Annotated in this window: 20 protein-coding genes; 13 read left to right on the forward strand and 7 right to left on the reverse strand. The window is 34.7% G+C overall.

Annotated elements, in window-relative coordinates; translation table 11 throughout:
- From A9G23_RS11445 to A9G23_RS11140, 5 genes are all read left to right on the forward strand, one after another.
- On the forward strand, positions 1-477 hold a 477-nt coding region (locus A9G23_RS11445; protein ID WP_218059467.1), incomplete at its 5' end, for a DUF6708 domain-containing protein.
- Between the two features lie 18 nt (positions 478-495).
- On the forward strand, positions 496-735 hold the full coding sequence (locus A9G23_RS02245; protein ID WP_141674890.1) for a hypothetical protein: 240 nt from the start codon (positions 496-498) through the stop codon (positions 733-735).
- Positions 736-751: 16 nt separating this feature from the next.
- Positions 752-1579: a DUF6708 domain-containing protein gene (locus A9G23_RS02250; RefSeq protein WP_065586082.1), complete on the forward strand. Its 828-nt coding sequence runs from the start codon at positions 752-754 to the stop codon at positions 1577-1579.
- 513 nt (positions 1580-2092) lie between these two features.
- A complete protein-coding gene (locus tag A9G23_RS11810; RefSeq protein WP_442899755.1) occupies positions 2093-2260 on the forward strand; it encodes a histidine kinase dimerization/phospho-acceptor domain-containing protein in 168 nt (55 codons plus the stop codon).
- Between the two features lie 181 nt (positions 2261-2441).
- On the forward strand, positions 2442-2729 hold the full coding sequence (locus A9G23_RS11140) for an ATP-binding protein (RefSeq protein ID WP_255306863.1): 288 nt from the start codon (positions 2442-2444) through the stop codon (positions 2727-2729).
- A gap of 24 nt (positions 2730-2753) precedes the next feature.
- On the opposite strand, the gene A9G23_RS02260 is transcribed toward A9G23_RS11140, so the two are convergent.
- On the reverse strand, positions 2754-3374 hold the full coding sequence (locus tag A9G23_RS02260; RefSeq protein WP_065586083.1) for a YrbL family protein: 621 nt from the start codon (positions 3372-3374) through the stop codon (positions 2754-2756).
- Between the two features lie 277 nt (positions 3375-3651).
- Here A9G23_RS02260 and rplM point away from each other — a divergent pair, with 277 nt between their 5' ends.
- The 6 genes from rplM to glnE all read left to right on the forward strand — a co-directional run bounded on the left by rplM (position 3652) and on the right by glnE (position 10169).
- On the forward strand, positions 3652-4080 hold the full coding sequence (rplM, locus tag A9G23_RS02265; RefSeq protein WP_065566227.1) for a 50S ribosomal protein L13: 429 nt from the start codon (positions 3652-3654) through the stop codon (positions 4078-4080).
- Between the two features lie 11 nt (positions 4081-4091).
- Complete coding sequence (gene rpsI, locus A9G23_RS02270; protein ID WP_034915459.1) at positions 4092-4484, forward strand: 30S ribosomal protein S9; 393 nt, start codon at positions 4092-4094, stop codon at positions 4482-4484.
- Positions 4485-4821: 337 nt separating this feature from the next.
- On the forward strand, positions 4822-5454 hold the full coding sequence (locus A9G23_RS02275) for a glutathione S-transferase N-terminal domain-containing protein (RefSeq protein WP_065586084.1): 633 nt from the start codon (positions 4822-4824) through the stop codon (positions 5452-5454).
- 49 nt (positions 5455-5503) lie between these two features.
- Positions 5504-5911, forward strand: coding sequence for a ClpXP protease specificity-enhancing factor (locus A9G23_RS02280; RefSeq protein ID WP_065586085.1), 408 nt, complete (start codon positions 5504-5506; stop codon positions 5909-5911).
- Positions 5912-6130: 219 nt separating this feature from the next.
- A complete protein-coding gene (locus A9G23_RS02285) occupies positions 6131-7072 on the forward strand; it encodes a CYTH domain-containing protein (protein ID WP_065586086.1) in 942 nt (313 codons plus the stop codon).
- Between the two features lie 265 nt (positions 7073-7337).
- Positions 7338-10169, forward strand: coding sequence for a bifunctional [glutamate--ammonia ligase]-adenylyl-L-tyrosine phosphorylase/[glutamate--ammonia-ligase] adenylyltransferase (gene glnE / locus A9G23_RS02290; RefSeq protein ID WP_081296906.1), 2832 nt, complete (start codon positions 7338-7340; stop codon positions 10167-10169).
- Between the two features lie 161 nt (positions 10170-10330).
- On the opposite strand, the gene ttcA is transcribed toward glnE, so the two are convergent.
- Positions 10331-11227, reverse strand: coding sequence for a tRNA 2-thiocytidine(32) synthetase TtcA (gene ttcA, locus A9G23_RS02295; RefSeq protein ID WP_065586087.1), 897 nt, complete (start codon positions 11225-11227; stop codon positions 10331-10333).
- Positions 11228-11241: 14 nt separating this feature from the next.
- A complete protein-coding gene (gene yeiP, locus A9G23_RS02300; RefSeq protein WP_065586088.1) occupies positions 11242-11814 on the reverse strand; it encodes an elongation factor P-like protein YeiP in 573 nt (190 codons plus the stop codon).
- 115 nt (positions 11815-11929) lie between these two features.
- On the opposite strand from yeiP, the gene A9G23_RS02305 reads away from it, so the two are divergent.
- Together A9G23_RS02305 and A9G23_RS02310 are read left to right on the forward strand one after the other, a co-directional pair.
- Positions 11930-12196, forward strand: a complete 267-nt coding sequence (locus A9G23_RS02305) for a YkgJ family cysteine cluster protein (RefSeq protein WP_065586089.1) — start codon at positions 11930-11932, stop codon at positions 12194-12196.
- A gap of 206 nt (positions 12197-12402) precedes the next feature.
- Positions 12403-13845: an amino acid permease gene (locus tag A9G23_RS02310; protein WP_255306864.1), complete on the forward strand. Its 1443-nt coding sequence runs from the start codon at positions 12403-12405 to the stop codon at positions 13843-13845.
- Positions 13846-13972: 127 nt separating this feature from the next.
- On the opposite strand, the gene infA is transcribed toward A9G23_RS02310, so the two are convergent.
- The 4 genes from infA to lptE form a co-directional block, all read right to left on the reverse strand.
- On the reverse strand, positions 13973-14191 hold the full coding sequence (gene infA, locus A9G23_RS02315; protein WP_025315083.1) for a translation initiation factor IF-1: 219 nt from the start codon (positions 14189-14191) through the stop codon (positions 13973-13975).
- Between the two features lie 185 nt (positions 14192-14376).
- On the reverse strand, positions 14377-15030 hold the full coding sequence (nadD, locus tag A9G23_RS02320; RefSeq protein ID WP_065586091.1) for a nicotinate-nucleotide adenylyltransferase: 654 nt from the start codon (positions 15028-15030) through the stop codon (positions 14377-14379).
- Entirely contained in the window at positions 15024-16028 is a 1005-nt protein-coding gene (gene holA, locus A9G23_RS02325; RefSeq protein WP_065586092.1) for a DNA polymerase III subunit delta, read from the reverse strand. Before holA ends, nadD begins: the two co-directional genes overlap by 7 nt.
- Before the next feature lie 7 nt (positions 16029-16035).
- The gene (lptE, locus tag A9G23_RS02330; RefSeq protein ID WP_065586093.1) at positions 16036-16533 is read right to left on the reverse strand and encodes an LPS assembly lipoprotein LptE; all 498 of its coding nucleotides are present in this window, start codon (positions 16531-16533) and stop codon (positions 16036-16038) included.
- Positions 16534-16545: the final 12 nt, after the last annotated feature.

The raw sequence follows: 16545 nt of genomic DNA on the forward strand, positions 1-16545 counted from the left end.
CCTATTATATTTAACCGTAAAACAGGTAAAGTCTATGTTAACGAAAGTTATTTTTTTAACTTTAAAGTATTACGCCGTCCTGCGGTATTTTTACAACCGAAAAAACGCCGTATAAAGGAGTATGATTGGGATGATTTGCATGGTGTTATTATCCATAATATGTCGCGTAATGCTCTAACCTCGACCGTGTTAATGGTGTGCCAATCCGGTACGCATCAAGTGATTGATCATATCATGCTAGATCCTGCCCGAGCAGGCGCAGGGAGTACATTTGTTTGGGGTTGGATCAATAGTTTTATGGTGTATTATAAATCTGCCAATATCGATGATGGCGAATATAAATCAGATCAAGAAGCGGAATTTAAAGCCCATAGGATTGCCGGTCAAGACTGGCCCGAATGGATGGTTGAAGCGTTTAATGCCACATCATTAGCAGAGTTAGCTGAAATTAAACAACGGCACCATATAACGGAATAGCCCAAAAGCCGTTACAGTTTGGCAAGAATGGGCAAAGCGGTATGGCAATCTAATTTTAACGATATTGAAAAAATCGAAGTGAAAAAAACCGATCCTCATCAGTCAGATAGCCACCTAACGGTGATAACTTGGATAGCGGGCACCTTTGCTTATGATCTAATAAATAACTATCAAATCAATATCAGCCCTAATGCACAAGATGATGGCGAAATTCCACTTATCATTAACCGAAGCAGTAACCAATTTCATGAAGAATAAATAAAAGGAGAATAAAATGCCATCAAAATACCGTCCACAAATTTTTGGTTGGTTTGGTGATCTAGATAAAGGTCCACGTTTAGTGCCCCTGCATGACGATCGCTTAAGCTATACTAATAATACCTATTGTGCCTTTATTCGTCAGGATCACAATGATCAGATTTTTTATGCCTGTCTCTATTTTGTTGTCGTTATTGTTTTATTAATACTTCTTATTGGTTTTCCTACATTTATTATGGATTATGATCATCCTGATAGTGGTAGAATGCTTTGTTTTATTGGAATTATTGGATTTATTACCTGTTGTATCGGTATGTATTATGCTGTTCCTCAACTGTATCATAATCTATTCTCCCGTCGTGGTAGTCCTATTATATTTAACCGTAAAACAGGTAAAGTCTATGTTAACGAAAGTTATTTTTTTAACTTTAAAGTATTACGCCGTCCTGCGGTATTTTTACAACCGAAAAAACGCCGTATAAAGGAGTATGATTGGGATGATTTGCATGGTGTTATTATCCATAATATGTCGCGTAATGCTCTAACCTCGACCGTGTTAATGGTGTGCCAATCCGGTACGCATCAAGTGATTGATCATATCATGCTAGATCCTGCCCGAGCAGGCGCAGGGAGTACATTTGTTTGGGGTTGGATCAATAGTTTTATGGTGTATTATAAATCTGCCAATATCGATGATGGCGAATATAAATCAGATCAAGAAGCGGAATTTAAAGCCCATAGGATTGACGGTCAAGACTGGCCCGAATGGATGGTAGAAGCATTTAATGCCACATCATTAGAAGCGCTCGCCGAAATTAAACAACGGCACAATATAACGGAATAGATCAAAAGCCGTTACAGTTTGGCAAGAATGGGCAAAGCCATGGATTTACTGTAAACAAAGTGAGTAAATCCCATAGTTGATTAATTCAAATTAGACAAATTATGGTTTCAAAATTATTTAATAATATACGACATAGCATTCGTTGGAACCTTTTCTTTATTTTAGGCTTTATTATGCTGTTTTGTCAGATTATTACTGTTCTTTAGTTATGGCATGAAAGTAAAGAACAAATTGATACTTTGATTAGCTTAACTATAAGCCAAAATAAAATTGATGAAGTTGTTTAAGAAGAGCTAGAAGCCATTTTTGTTTTATTTTGTTCTGCGCTTTCAATGATGTTAGTCACACTATTTTTAGCATACCAACTCATCAAACGAATCATAAAACCAATTGAAATTTTAGAAAAAAATCTTAATCAGCGTACCGAAGAAAATCCAAAACTCATTGAACCAATCAGTAATATAGGGGAGATTAAATCGATTACATCCGTATTAAATAACCTTTTTTGTTAGGTTGAATAATACATTATCTCAAGAACGTCTTTTTACTGCTGATGTGTCTCACGAAATGCGAACACCTTTAGCAGGTATCCGTTTGCATTTAGAATTGTTAGGAAATAAACATAAGATTGATTGTTGTGAATTAATTAGTCGTATAGATCGATTAGTTAATACCGTCTAAAAGTTATTTTATTAATGCTTGCACGACCAGTCAAAATTTCACAAAAGGTCAATATCAACATATTAATTTTTATAACGATATTATGATTCATTTGTTCGATGAGCTAACACAATTAACCTTAAAAAAACAGCAAAAACTTGAGTAGTATATCATTAATAAAGATCTTGTTTTTAATGGTAATGTGACCTTCATAAGACAGTTAGTGCGTAATTTGATCGAAGATAGTTATCACTACAGTCCAGATAACACCAAAATTATGGTAAGTTGCTATCAATATAAAAAGGGCATCGTTATTACGGTCGAAGATGAAGACAAGGGGATTGATGAATCTAAAAGCGAAAAACTGCCCCAAGCCTTTTTTCGCATGGATCTCAAGCATAACGGTATTAGGCTTGGGTTAAGTATTGTCAACCGTATAGTTAAGTTACATCATGGTCTATTTAACTTAAAAATAGACCCGATAATATGAAAGGTGTTATTGCACAATTTTGTATCATTGATTCACATCTTCAACTAAACGAGTGATTAATATATTGTGGCTATTTTCTTTAATCATTGATGTTAAAAAACGTTGCCACGTTCGTTCAATTTTAGCTTTAGCAAAAAAAGGAATGTAAGTGGCAATAGGAATTAAGGTTGAGTTACCAATATTATCAATAATCACTAAACGACTTTTTTCAGTACTTAAGTGTTGAAATAATATATTTTTGCTTTTTATTGTCATTGTAATAATGCGGTCTTTTAATATGGCTGATTTTAAATTTTTTAATGATATAACTAAATCATCATAATATTGCTGAGTTAATTTTTTATTAGCAAGGTATTTTTCAAGCGGTATAGCTATTTCACCATTATAATCTCGAATAAGTTCGAAAACATGACCTTCACCATAACTTGTTGAAACAGGGCCATAATATTGGGCTAATGCACCCCATGAAACATTACGTTTAATAAGGTGTTTATAATAGCTGATTTCACGTTTTGTTTCTTCTTCTGCACCATCATTATAATTGACTTTAATGCATTTATTGGGATTTTCTGGATGATGATAGCATTTGCGGTGTAAGCCTCTGCCTATATAATCTTCTTTAGAAAGACGAATTGTATTGTTCATTTATATCAATATGTCGTTATTTAATGTTAAGTGAAAGTTTAACAGTAAGCTCTTCTTATCGCCATGATTTTTTCTTTTTTGCTCTAGCGCTTTTATATTATTTCTGTATAATGTTGCCACCCACGTTACGACAATGTTTTTCCCAACGTTGTTTGCGGTTATCAATATTAATATAACTACTCGAAGGGGTAAATTAATTAATAGAGGTAATCAAAAAGTGTAAATAAATCAAATGATTTATTAACGTGAGATTAATTTAAAAATTGGATAATTACGAATGAGTACTTTTTCAGCTAAACCAGAAACAGTTAAACGCGACTGGTATGTTGTTGATGCAGCAGGTAAAACGTTAGGTCGTTTAGCTACTGAAATCGCAAGCCGTTTGCGTGGTAAACACAAAGCAGAATATACGCCACATGTTGATACAGGTGATTATATTATCGTTATCAATGCAGAAAAAGTTGCTGTAACAGGCAAAAAACGCACTGATAAGATTTATTATCGTCATACTGGCTATATCGGTGGACTTAAAGAAGCGACTTTTAAAGAAATGATTGAACGTCATCCTGAACAAGTCATCGAAATTGCTGTAAAAGGCATGTTACCGAAAGGTCCTCTTGGTCGTGCAATGTACCGTAAACTAAAAGTTTATGCTGGTAATGAGCACAATCATGCGGCACAACAACCGCAAGTATTAGATATTTAAGGGGATAAAAGATGGCTGATAATCAATATTACGGTACAGGTCGCCGCAAAAGTTCTGCTGCTCGTGTATTTATCAAACCAGGTAGTGGTAACATCGTTATTAACAAACGTTCATTAGAACAATACTTTGGTCGTGATACTGCTCGTATGGTTGTTATGCAACCGTTAGAGTTAGTTGAAATGACTGACAAACTTGATCTTTACATCACGGTTAAAGGTGGTGGTATTTCAGGTCAAGCTGGTGCGATTCGTCACGGTATTACTCGTGCATTAATGGAATATGACGAGACTTTGCGTTCTGCGTTACGTCAAGCAGGCTTCGTAACTCGTGATGCACGTCAAGTTGAACGTAAAAAAGTGGGTCTACGCAAAGCGCGTCGTCGTCCACAATTCAGCAAACGTTAATTTCAACATTACAAACACATTACAAGTTTGTTTCAAAAACCCAGTATTATCTGGGTTTTTTTATGCTGATTTTATTTATTTAAAAACAACGTTCAGTAGGTTAAAAGTTTTAATAATGGAAGGTTACCTACACAATAAATATTCTTTGACTAGATAAATCTAAATAATTTGTTTTTCCGTTATACTAAAACGTATGATTTCCTGAAACTTCTTGCTAAAAATGTATTCTTCATGAAAAGAATTTAAGAAAATTTATTTTTTTTAACAATTTTGTTATCCAATTTGTTAGAATAACTACCAACAAGAATTATTTTAATTTTACATATTTGGAGTGAATATGGTTGTTGCTGTTAATAAACGTTCTGTAATGACATTATTTTGTGATACAACAGATATTTACGGGCATCAGATTCGTTTTGTTCTGGCAGAAAAAGGGGTAACTGCCGAAATAGAGTTTGTAACGGCAGATAATCTACCACAGGAATTATTGGATCTTAATCCCTACAGTTCAATTCCAACTTTAATTGATCGCGATCTTACGTTATATGAACCACATATTGCATTAGAATATCTTGATGAACGCTTTCCGCATCCACCATTAATGCCAGTTTATCCAATTGTTCGTGCAAATTCTCGTTTAACAATGTATCGCATTAAAAAAGAGTGGTATAGCGCTTACGAAATGATTATTGCCGATCCTAATAGCAATGTAGCCAAAACGGCTCGGAAAAATCTTCTTGATGATCTTATTTCAATTTCGGTTATGTTTAAAGAAAAAGATTATTTTATGAGTGATGATTTTACTTTATGTGATTGTTATTTTGCTCCATTACTTTGGCGTTTACCGTTACTTGATATTGAATTACCCAAAGTGGCTGAAAAGAATTATTTAGCTTATATGGCGCGAATTTTTGAGCGTCCTGCTTTTGTTAATTCATTAACCGAAGAAGAAAAAAAGATAAGATCATAATCAATTAAATTTATCTTTATTTACGATAATTTTAGACTAGGTGGTTTTAATGGAACTTGAGCAAATGACTCCACGTCGCCCTTATATATTTAGAGCTTTTTATGATTGGATTTTAGAAAACGACTTCACGCCTTATATTGTGGTGAATACTTCGGTATATGGAGTATTAGTGCCGCAGGAGTTTATCCAAAATAATCAAATCGTATTAAATATTGCTCCACAATCAGTCGGTCAATATTTAGCTACTAATGAACAAATTGAATTCAATGCTCGCTTTTCTGGTGTGCCTCAACACATTGTTGTGCCAATGGCGGCAATCGAGGCCATTTACGCCCGAGAAAACGGTGTTGGTATGGGATTTGAGGATGAACCACAATATCATGCAAAACGAGAAACTTCATCTCAACAACCGGTGCAATCTAAACCCAAACCTAATCCATTTCGTGTTGTAAAATAACTATTTTTGTTATCTAAAGATTTATTAAACTAACCAAATTATAAATTTGCTGTTGCTCACACTCATAAGTGAGCAGCTTCATATTACTTAACTAATGAATAAAACTATAGCTACCTTTAAAACATTTATCTGGTTCAATTTTTGTTAATTCATGATTGAGTATATTTCTTAGATTATTCAATATATGATATAGCAAAATAACCAATATAAAACTGAATAATGAGTAACGAAATTGAATTAAAGTTTGAAATCAATACCAGCGATATTGCTAGTTTAAAAAATTTTTTAGAACAATGGGCGGATTGTGACGAAGCTGAATTGTCGGCTATTTTATCAGCTAAACGAAGCTCTGCAAAACTGAATCTGATCAATACTTATTATGATACAAGAGGTTATTATTTGCGCAACAACCATTGTGGATTGCGAGTAAGGGAGTGCGAAGATAATAATAAAAAACAGTTTGAAATCACCTTAAAGTGTGATAGTAAATCTGTGGCTGGGTTACACGAACGTACAGAATTTAATGCCGAATTACCTAATTCAGAACCTGATTTAACTGTATTACCATATTCGGCATTGCCTGATAATTGTAATATTGGTTGGTTACAAAAAGATTTATTGCCTTTGTTTAGTACGAATTTTTTAAGACAAGCTTGGTTGATTTCGTTTGCGACTAGCGAAATTGAAGTGGTATTAGATCAAGGGGAAATTAAGTCAAATGGAAAAGTTAAAATCATTCAAGAAGTCGAGCTAGAGCTCAAACAAGGTAGTAAACAAGATTTACTTAATTTTGCTATTGAGCTAAGCCGATTTCATTTACATCTATTTTCACAAAGTAAAGCATCCAGAGGTTATCGATTATTGAATAATCAGTCGATAAGAAAATATCCTTATGACACCTCAATTCAATATGACATATCTAACTTACTCGAATTTTGGCAACAAAACGAAGAGTATGCATTAGAAGTGAATGATTTAGAAGGTTATCAACAAACGTTAAATCAGGTAGATCATCTATTGAAAGATAAATTGATATCTCACGAACCAGAATTTACCCAATGGCAAATGGCAAAATTATCTGTTCATTCAGTAAAAGATTTTGCTTATAGTGAGATAAACACTAAATTAAAGTTAATGTTAATTGCACTAATAAATCACTAATGGAATAAATTGAATAGAGATATAAAGAAAGTCCAATGAAACTATCGTTTTTCAAATTATCGAGTTTTACATCTTGTTTTGTTGGTTACTTGGGTCTTTTTAAGAATGCTATTCAATAGATAGATATTTATAATTAAGACTAACATATTTATCTACTTTATTTGTTGAGAGTTATCTACTTACACAGTACCGAAAATAAGTGTTAAGCTATTTTTAAAAAGATCGGGTACTATTAGTTAATCAACTTTGTAGGTGGGAAAGTAATATGCAACAAACAAATATTATTGGTGCTCAAAAGGTCAAAGTCATCGCTAAACTAGCACAATGCAATCCAACTCAAATACAAGCTAATCTGGATATTTTAGTTTACAGTGATTTTTTGGTGGATGCCTTTTATCGATTTCCACAGTGGTTTTCTGACATTGTAAAAAATTCACCACAAGCAGACGAAAGGCAGTATTACCAAACTTGGTTAAATGAAAAATTACTAACAGTTTCAGATGAAACTGAATTTATGAAGATATTAAGACAATTTCGTCGTTATATTTTAGTCCGGTTAGCGTGGTCTCAATTAGCACATATCAGCAATGATGAGCAGATTTTATTACAATTAAGTGAACTGGCTGAGGTGATCATTGTTACTGCTCGTGATTGGCTATATGAGCTAAGTTGTAAAGAATGGGGAATACCTTGTAATGCTCAAGGTGAACCACAGCCACTACTGGTTTTAGGTATGGGAAAACTAGGCGGTGGTGAGCTTAATTTTTCGTCCGATATTGATTTGATTTTTACTTATCCAGAGCATGGGCAAACACAAGGAGGGCGGCGAGAGCTAGATAATGCTGTATTCTTTACTCGATTAGGTCAACGTTTAATTAAAGCACTAGATCAAATAACTGAAGACGGTTTTGTCTACCGTGTTGATATGCGCTTGCGACCGCTTGGTGATGGTGGACCTTTGGTACTAAGTTTCTCTGCTATGGAGGATTACTACCAAGAACAAGGACGTGATTGGGAACGTTATGCAATGGTCAAAGCGAAGATACTTGGTTGCCAACAAGCACATTATACCATCGAACTTTACCAATTATTAAAACCGTTTATTTATCGCCGTTATATCGACTTTAGTGTATTACAATCATTACGTAATATGAAAAGTATGATTGAACGTGAAGTGCGCCGTCGCGAGTTAAAGAATAATATCAAACTTGGAGCTGGGGGTATTCGTGAGATAGAGTTTATTGTACAAGTCTTTCAACTCATTCGTGGTGGTCGAGTGGTTGGTTTGCAAACACGTTCACTGCTGGCGGCTTTACTGGTTATTGAACAAGAGTCATTACTTAACACTGACGAAGTAACCGTACTACGAGAAAATTATTTATTTTTACGTCGTTGTGAAAATATACTACAAGCTATTTGCGATGAACAAACTCAAACACTACCTGATGATGAGCTCGATCAATTACGTTTAGCCACAAGCATGGGATTTACTAATTGGGGGGAATTTGAACATAGCTTATCCAAACGAATGCAAATTAATCGACAAATCTTTAATGAACTTATTGGCGAAAATGAATCAGAATCAACCTTAACAACCAAACAATATAACGATCAATTTGACGATCTTTGGGTACCTGATCTTCAAATAAGCGATGTCAGCCAAATATTACCGGCTTTTTCAGATACAGAAGTTAAGCAACTTCATCAATTGCTGGTACAGTTTCGTGATGATATTGGTAAACGCACCATTGGTGTACGAGGGCGCGAAATACTCGATCAATTAATGCCACGTTTATTAGAGTCAATTTGTAGCGAAAAGACAGCAATAGTGGTTTTATCAAGAATTTTGCCTTTGCTGGTTAATATTGTCAGTCGCACTACTTATTTAGAGTTATTACTAGAATATTCGACTGCCTTAAAACAATTAATTCGCTTATGTAGTGCATCGCCAATGATTAGTGATCAACTTGCTCATTATCCTATATTGTTAGATGAACTTATTGATATTAATTCATTGTATCAAACCGTTGCGCCTGATGAGTATAAAAGTCAGCTCTATCAATATTTATTACGTATTCAAGTTGATGATGAAGAACAACAACTCGAAGCTTTACGACAATTTAAACAGATGCAATTACTGCATATAGCGGCTGCCGATGTTGAGAATGTATTAACCACCATGAAAGTAAGCGATCACCTAACTTATGTGGCTGAATCATTATTAGATTTTGTGGTGCAAATGGCATGGAATCAGATGGTTACCCGTTATGGAAGTCCAGAACATTTAGCCGATAATGATAAAGGATTAGTTGTGGTTGCATATGGCAAACTAGGTGGTTGGGAGCTAGGTTATGGATCAGATTTAGATTTAGTATTTTTGCATGATTGCCCTATCAACAGTATGACTAATGGTAGTAATAAACAGATCGATAGCCGTCAATTTTATTTGCGTTTAGTTCAGCGAATTATTCATTTATTTAATGTGCGCACTAGCTTTGGTATTTTATATGAAGTCGATGTAAGGCTTCGCCCTCAGGGCGATGCTGGGCTACTTGCATGTAGTTTAGATTCGTTCGCAGATTACCAAATGAATGAAGCGTGGACATGGGAACATCAAGCATTAGTGCGAGCCAGAGCAGTTTATGGTGAAGATGAATTAATTAAACGCTTTAACCAAATTCGTCGTAATGTACTTTGTAAAAAGCGTGATGAAAAAAAACTAAAAACAGAAGTTTGGCAAATGCGTAAAAAAATGAGAAGTCATCTTGGCACGACACAAGCTAATTTATTTAATTTAAAGATTGATGAGGGGGGAATTGGGGATATTGAGTTTTTATCGCAATATCTTGTGCTTAATTATGCTCATCAATATCCTAAAATGACAACGTGGAGCGATAATGTTCGAATTTTAGAACTTGCAACAAATTATCAAATCATGGACTGTCATGAAGCACAGCAGCTAACACAAGCTTATATCGACATGCGCAATAAAATTCATCAACTTGCCTTGCAATTACAACCTAGTACGGTTGATAACTCGCTATTTATACAAGAGAAAAAAATAGTCAACCAATGCTGGCAAAAATGGTTAACGTAGCAATTAATATTATTAATTTGCTCAAATGTATGGTTGATATCAATTTTTTTCAAAATCCAGCTTGTTAAGTTTGTTGTGTAATATAAATAAACATTAATGCCACTTTCGTGTCTAGTGGCATTAATTGAGAAAATAATTATCACAGGCAGGATATTAACGAACTATTTAGCTTCTTGCCATAAAATCATATCTTGACCTTTAAGCTCTGAAGCATCAAAACCTGCGATAGGTGCGATATCTTCGCGGTCAAAAGCGATATCGCCACCATTAACAGCAAGATCACCTTTTTTAATTCCTTTAAAATCAAATAAATTGGTATCACACAGATGGGATAGAGTGATATTTTGTGTTGCACGGAACATAGTTTCGATACGTCCAGGAAACTTTTTATCCCAATCATTGAGCATTTCTTTAATTACTTGTCTTTGTAAGTTTGGTTGTGAACCACAAAGATTACAAGGAATAATAGGGAATTGCTTGATTTCAGCATATCTAGCAATGTCTTTTTCTTTGCAATAAGCTAGTGGTCGAATAATGATATGTTCGCCTGAATCATTCATTAGTTTCGGTGGCATCGCTTTGAGTTTTCCACCATAGAACATATTTAAAAATAGTGTTTCTAAAATATCATCACGATGATGTCCAAGGGCTATTTTAGTTGCACCAAGCTCTGTGGCTGTACGGTATAAAATTCCTCGGCGTAGTCGTGAACAAAGCGAACAAGTTGTTTTACCTTCAGGTATCTTCTCTTTGACAATACCATAGGTGTTTTCTTGCACGATTTTGTATTCAATGCCTAGGGATTGCAAATACTGAGGTAAAACATCTTCAGGAAACCCCGGTTGCTTTTGATCTAAATTAACGGCAATTAGTTCAAAGTTTATGGGCGCACTGATTTTCAAGTTAATCAGAATATCAAGCAGAGTATAACTATCTTTACCACCTGATAAGCAAACCATAATACGATCACCTTTTTCGATCATATTAAAGTCAGCGATTGCCTCGCCAGTCAAACGACGCAATCGTTTGTGTAGTTTATTTTGATTATATATATTCATTACAATTCTATTGGTTATTCGACACGGCTCATATAACGGCGTTCAGCAATATGAATTTTGACTTTTTCGTGGTTATCAATATATTCAGGAACCTGAATAACAAGCCCTGTTGATAACGTAGCTGGTTTAGTTCGCGCACTGGCTGACGCCCCTTTAATACTTGGCGAAGTTTCAACAATTTCGAGATCAACCGTTTGCGGTAATTCTAAAGCAAGGACTTCGCCATCCGCCATTAGCACTTGAATACCATTCATGCCGCCTTCAGGAATAAACAGTAGCTCATCTTCTATTTGCTCTTTTTTGAAGATATAAGGGGTAAAATCTTCGTTATCCATAAACACATATTCATCGCCATCAATATACGAAAAACTAACAGGACGGCGCGATAGTTCAATTGTTTTGAGAATATCATCACCTTTAAAGCGTTCTTCAACTTTACCCCCATTTTTGACATCGGTAAAACGCATTTTATAAAGTGTACTTGCACCACGTGCGCTTGGACTTTGAACATCAATATCTTTAACAAGTAATAATTTACCATTATAGGCGACAGCATCGCCACGTTTTATTTCATTTGCTTTAGCCATAATATTTATTCTTCACTATTAATAAAAAGGATTAAAAATTAGCTCGCTATTTTACCGCTAACTTGCTATTGTCACCAACAAAATTTAACAAAGTTCCTCAAATTAAAGAAAAGCTATGACAGATTTATTTAAATGCAGGAAAAATTGTGGTGCTTGCTGTATTGCTCCATCCATTTCATCAACTATTCCTGGTATGCCTAAGGGGAAACCTGCCGGCGTTGCTTGCATTCATTTAGATAATAATTATCGATGTAAGCTGTTTTTGCATCCATCAAGACCAATAGTTTGTGGACGATTAAAACCATGCATCGAAATGTGTGGTAATAATAGAACGCAAGCATTGAATTATTTAACTCAATTAGAACAATTCACTAAAGGTTAGGTATTGCTTAAATTTAATAAAACAGCTTTATTATTAGAATTATTTATCTCGCACAGTATTTTTTTTGATAAACTTCCCGCACTTCATTATTTGATGATAAATATCAACAATTTTAAGATATATTTTAGCCACATATAGCTTTGTACATCAAATAAGTGACTAATTTTACGATTAAATTTAATCTTTTTAGATAGAAGAAAATGATTATGAAAAATAAATTAAAACGAGATTTAAAAGCCCGCCATTTAGCCATGATAGCTATTGGCGGCTCGATCGGAACTGGGCTATTTGTCGCATCAGGGGCAACTGTTGCTCAGGCTGGTCCTGGTGGTGCATTGCTTTCGTATGCCATTATAGGTGTGATGGTGTATTTTTTAATGACCAGCCTTGGTGAGTTAGCAGCTTATTTACCTGTTTCAGGTACTTTTGCAACTTATGGCTCACGTTATGTCGATGAAGCGTTTGGTTTTGCCATTGGCTGGAACTATTGGTACAACTGGGCAATTACGGTTGCTGTAGATCTAGTAGCAGCTCAATTAGTTATCTCTTATTGGTTTGATGCAGGACCTTATAGCTGGTTATGGAGCTTATTGTTTTTAAGTATCATCTTTTGCTTAAACTATATTTCAGTTAAAGGTTTTGGCGAAGCAGAATTTTGGTTTTCATTAATTAAAGTTGTCACTGTGATTATTTTTATTGTTGTTGGCTTATTAATGATTATTGGCATCTTTCGAGGTGTCGAAGTGGCTGGCTGGAAAAATTGGTCCATCAAAGAAGCACCTTTTGCAGGTGGATTTTCATCAATGATTGGTGTAGCAATGGTGGTTGGTTTTTCATTCCAAGGTACCGAATTAATTGGTATTGCAGCTGGTGAGTCAAAAGATCCAGAAAAAAATATACCTAAAGCTATGCGGCAGGTATTTTGGCGAATCCTGTTATTTTATATCTTTGCGATTTTAGTTATCAGTTTGATCATTCCTTATACTGATTCTAACTTACTACGTAACGACGAATCTGATATCAGTGTTAGTCCATTTACCCTTGTATTTGAGCATGCAGGATTATTATCTGCTGCGGCATTAATGAATGCAGTTATTTTAACTTCCGTATTATCTGCGGGTAATTCAGGGCTGTATGCTTCAACCCGCATGCTATATGCACTTGCTAAAGAAGGTAAAGCACCTAAAATCTTTGCAAATTTATCATCGTCAGGTGTGCCTCGTGCTGCGTTATTAGCAACAACGTTTGTGGCTATGCTTTGTTTTTTAACCTCGATGTACAAAGATCAAGCTGTTTATTTATGGTTGCTTAATATGTCAGGTATGACAGGCTTTATTGCTTGGCTGGGAATTGCAATTAGCCATTATCGTTTTAGAAAGGGTTACACTATTCAAGGTCATGATGTTAATCAATTACCGTATCAATCAAGCTGCTTCCCATTTGGTCCTATTTTTGCTTTTGTATTATGCTTAATTATAACACTGGGTCAAAATTACGAGGCCTTTTTACAAGATACCATTGATTGGAATAGTGTTATCGCGACCTATATTGGTATACCATTATTTTTAGTAGTTTACTTTAGCTACAAAATAGTGAAGAAGACAAAATGGGTTAAATACGAACAGATGGACTTTTCGAAAGAAGATTAATTCAATCGTTTAGTTTAAACTCCTCTCTTTTCCGTCGACAAGGGTCGACGGATTTTTTTATTAAAAAAGAGAGAAATAAACAGTTTATAGCCTTGTAGCTTTAAATAGTTTATTTTTGATAACGATATTAGCGACTACGGAAAATGATACGTGCTTTAGATAGATCGTAAGGTGTCATTTCAACGGTAACTTTATCGCCAGTTAAAATACGAATGTAATTTTTTCGCATCTTACCAGAAATATGTGCAGTAACGACATGACCATTTTCAAGTTCAACACGAAACATCGTGTTTGGAAGTGTATCAAGTATAGTACCTTGCATTTCAATGTTATCTTCTTTTGCCATTGGGGCCTCTTAATAATAAATACAAATTAAATATACTCAACTGACTATCTGTTTTGCCTCTATATTAGAGCTTTATTAGATGACTTAGCGAAGTTAAGTATAAACACAAAAAAACTGAATTTAAAATATATAAACACAGCGGCGAAATAATGCCGAAAAAACTGTCAGATGTAAAGTCCTTTCTGTTATTTCTTTACGCGATAAAGTCCTTGCTGATAAATATAATGCCATACTTTGGGTGGCAACAAATTTTCACAACTGGCTTGATGGTTAATATTTTGTCTGATTTCAGTCGCTGAAATATCTTCAAGTGGTGTATGTGCAAAAAAGATATAACCATTCGGTGAATCATGCAAATCTTGTGCGTTTTTGGTGTTATGCGTTTCAACCCATCGTTGTAGCTCAACATTGTTGGTATTTTGTGCATAACCCGGTCTGCGACAAATGAGTAAATGACAATAATTAAGTAACGTTTGCCATTTGTTCCAAGTTGGCAAACTCAATAAAGAATCTTGTCCCATAATAAATGCCAGCCCTTCACTATTTCCATTTTCTTGTCGCCAAGCTTGAAGCGTTTCAATGGTATAAGAAGGACGAGTTGAAGCTTCAGGTAAGATTTCTCTTACATCCAATTTAAATAATGGCAAATCTTCAATAGCCAATTTTAACATTGCCAAACGTTGCTCAGTGCTTGCTTCGGGTTGTGGCTTATGGGGTGGAATATGATTAGGCAATAAACTAATCTGTTTTAGCCCAACTTCGTTAGCTAACGAAATAGCAGGGCGAAGGTGCCCATAATGGATCGGGTCAAAAGTTCCCCCTAATAACGCAGTTAGCATTTATCGAATCCCATAAACTGCATTGATAAACTAGATATCGCATCCCACATTTGCGCTTGATTATCATGTTTTAAACTGATTTCGATTTCAGTCAGCTTGGCTAACAAATTAAATAGGCTTTTAAGATCGCAACGGTTTAGATAATTGGTATAAATCATTCTTTTATTTTGCCAAACCTTATATTCATCAAAAGTTTGTTTTAATGATTTTGTTTGCAATCCCTTTTTTAAATTAATCATCAATATCAACTCACGTTGAATAATCCGCAACAAAATTAACGGTTCAAATTCATTTATTTTTAGCTGCTGTAAAATATGAATAGCTCGCTTTGTTTTATTGGCAATCATCGCATCAGTCCAATGATAGGGCGTAAATATAGCCGAATCATTAATGTTATTTTCGACTTCATCATAAGAAATGCGGTGATTGGGATATAACAATTTTAGCTGCGCAATAATTTGTGTTAACGCAAGTAAATTACCTTCATAATAATAGCAAAGCAGTTCAATTGCTTTTGGATCAATAGTTATTTGTTGTTGTTGCAAATAATTTCTAATCCATTGCGGTAATTGCAACGTATCTGGCGTGGTACAATTAACAACCACTAGATTATCTGATAATGCCTTATACCAAATAGTATTTTCTTGCGATTTAGTGATTTTATTAAGCGTGATTATTAGCGCAATATCGGGGGTTAAAACCTCACTTAATGTATTGAGTTTAGTTGTAATACCAGCATTTAACATATTCTCACCAAAATCTAGTAAAATCAAAGTATTGGTAGAAAATAGATTCATCGACTGACAGCCATCAAAAATTGCCGTCCAATCGGTTTGATTATCAATAACAAACGTAAGCTGTTCATTAAAACCTGCTTGGGTAAAGGCTTTTCGTAATTCAGTTTGCACATAATGCTGTAAATAAGGATCACTACCTAAAATTAAATAATAGGGTGATCCCAATTTATGACTAATCTGATCGGCACTAATTTTAATCATGACAACGTTAATTGACCGTATCAATCGATTTTAATTTACGGATAACTTGTCTGGCGGCTTGTTTAAACATCTCGTTTTCAATTAAGTCTTGTTCAACAGTTTTGGCCAATGCTTCAGATGGATTATCAAAAAACGTTCTAAATACACGTACACTGATTGGATACGTGTGTTGATCAGCAATAACAACTTGCGCTTCAACGGTTAAGACTAATTGATATTCGGCTGCTTTACCATCTTGATAAATTGAGATGGTATTGTGGCTTAGATTTTCGCTTAGCATCCTTAATGTAGGTACCGGACCTGCAGTATTATTATCGGTTAAAGTCACTTTGTTATCGTGTAATAACTCTTTAATATTGCGGGATAATCGACCATATGGGTCGTAACTTATATAAGACATTGTCTTAAACCGCTCAGGTACTTCAGTATCATGTTGTAAGTGAAAGCCACATCCTGTTAAGGATGATATTGTTAATAACATGATTAACGCTAAATATTTTTTCATATCTATAACCGC

Origin of the sequence: Gilliamella sp. App4-10 (assembly GCF_001690495.1) — a bacterium.
GTDB classification, from domain to species: Bacteria; Pseudomonadota; Gammaproteobacteria; order Enterobacterales; family Orbaceae; genus Gilliamella; species Gilliamella apicola_G.

Excerpts from the sequence above, each read along its gene's own strand:
- A9G23_RS02250 (WP_065586082.1), top strand. The coding sequence starts at position 752 with ATGCCATCAAAATACCGTCCACAAATTTTTGGTTGGTTTGGTGATCTA.
- A9G23_RS02260 (WP_065586083.1), bottom strand. The coding sequence starts at position 3,374 with ATGAACAATACAATTCGTCTTTCTAAAGAAGATTATATAGGCAGAGGC.
- rplM (WP_065566227.1), top strand. The coding sequence starts at position 3,652 with ATGAGTACTTTTTCAGCTAAACCAGAAACAGTTAAACGCGACTGGTAT.
- rpsI (WP_034915459.1), top strand. The coding sequence starts at position 4,092 with ATGGCTGATAATCAATATTACGGTACAGGTCGCCGCAAAAGTTCTGCT.
- A9G23_RS02275 (WP_065586084.1), top strand. The coding sequence starts at position 4,822 with ATGGTTGTTGCTGTTAATAAACGTTCTGTAATGACATTATTTTGTGAT.
- A9G23_RS02280 (WP_065586085.1), top strand. The coding sequence starts at position 5,504 with ATGGAACTTGAGCAAATGACTCCACGTCGCCCTTATATATTTAGAGCT.
- A9G23_RS02285 (WP_065586086.1), top strand. The coding sequence starts at position 6,131 with ATGAGTAACGAAATTGAATTAAAGTTTGAAATCAATACCAGCGATATT.
- glnE (WP_081296906.1), top strand. The coding sequence starts at position 7,338 with ATGCAACAAACAAATATTATTGGTGCTCAAAAGGTCAAAGTCATCGCT.
- ttcA (WP_065586087.1), bottom strand. The coding sequence starts at position 11,227 with ATGAATATATATAATCAAAATAAACTACACAAACGATTGCGTCGTTTG.
- yeiP (WP_065586088.1), bottom strand. The coding sequence starts at position 11,814 with ATGGCTAAAGCAAATGAAATAAAACGTGGCGATGCTGTCGCCTATAAT.
- A9G23_RS02305 (WP_065586089.1), top strand. The coding sequence starts at position 11,930 with ATGACAGATTTATTTAAATGCAGGAAAAATTGTGGTGCTTGCTGTATT.
- A9G23_RS02310 (WP_255306864.1), top strand. The coding sequence starts at position 12,403 with ATGAAAAATAAATTAAAACGAGATTTAAAAGCCCGCCATTTAGCCATG.
- infA (WP_025315083.1), bottom strand. The coding sequence starts at position 14,191 with ATGGCAAAAGAAGATAACATTGAAATGCAAGGTACTATACTTGATACA.
- nadD (WP_065586091.1), bottom strand. The coding sequence starts at position 15,030 with ATGCTAACTGCGTTATTAGGGGGAACTTTTGACCCGATCCATTATGGG.
- holA (WP_065586092.1), bottom strand. The coding sequence starts at position 16,028 with ATGATTAAAATTAGTGCCGATCAGATTAGTCATAAATTGGGATCACCC.
- lptE (WP_065586093.1), bottom strand. The coding sequence starts at position 16,533 with ATGAAAAAATATTTAGCGTTAATCATGTTATTAACAATATCATCCTTA.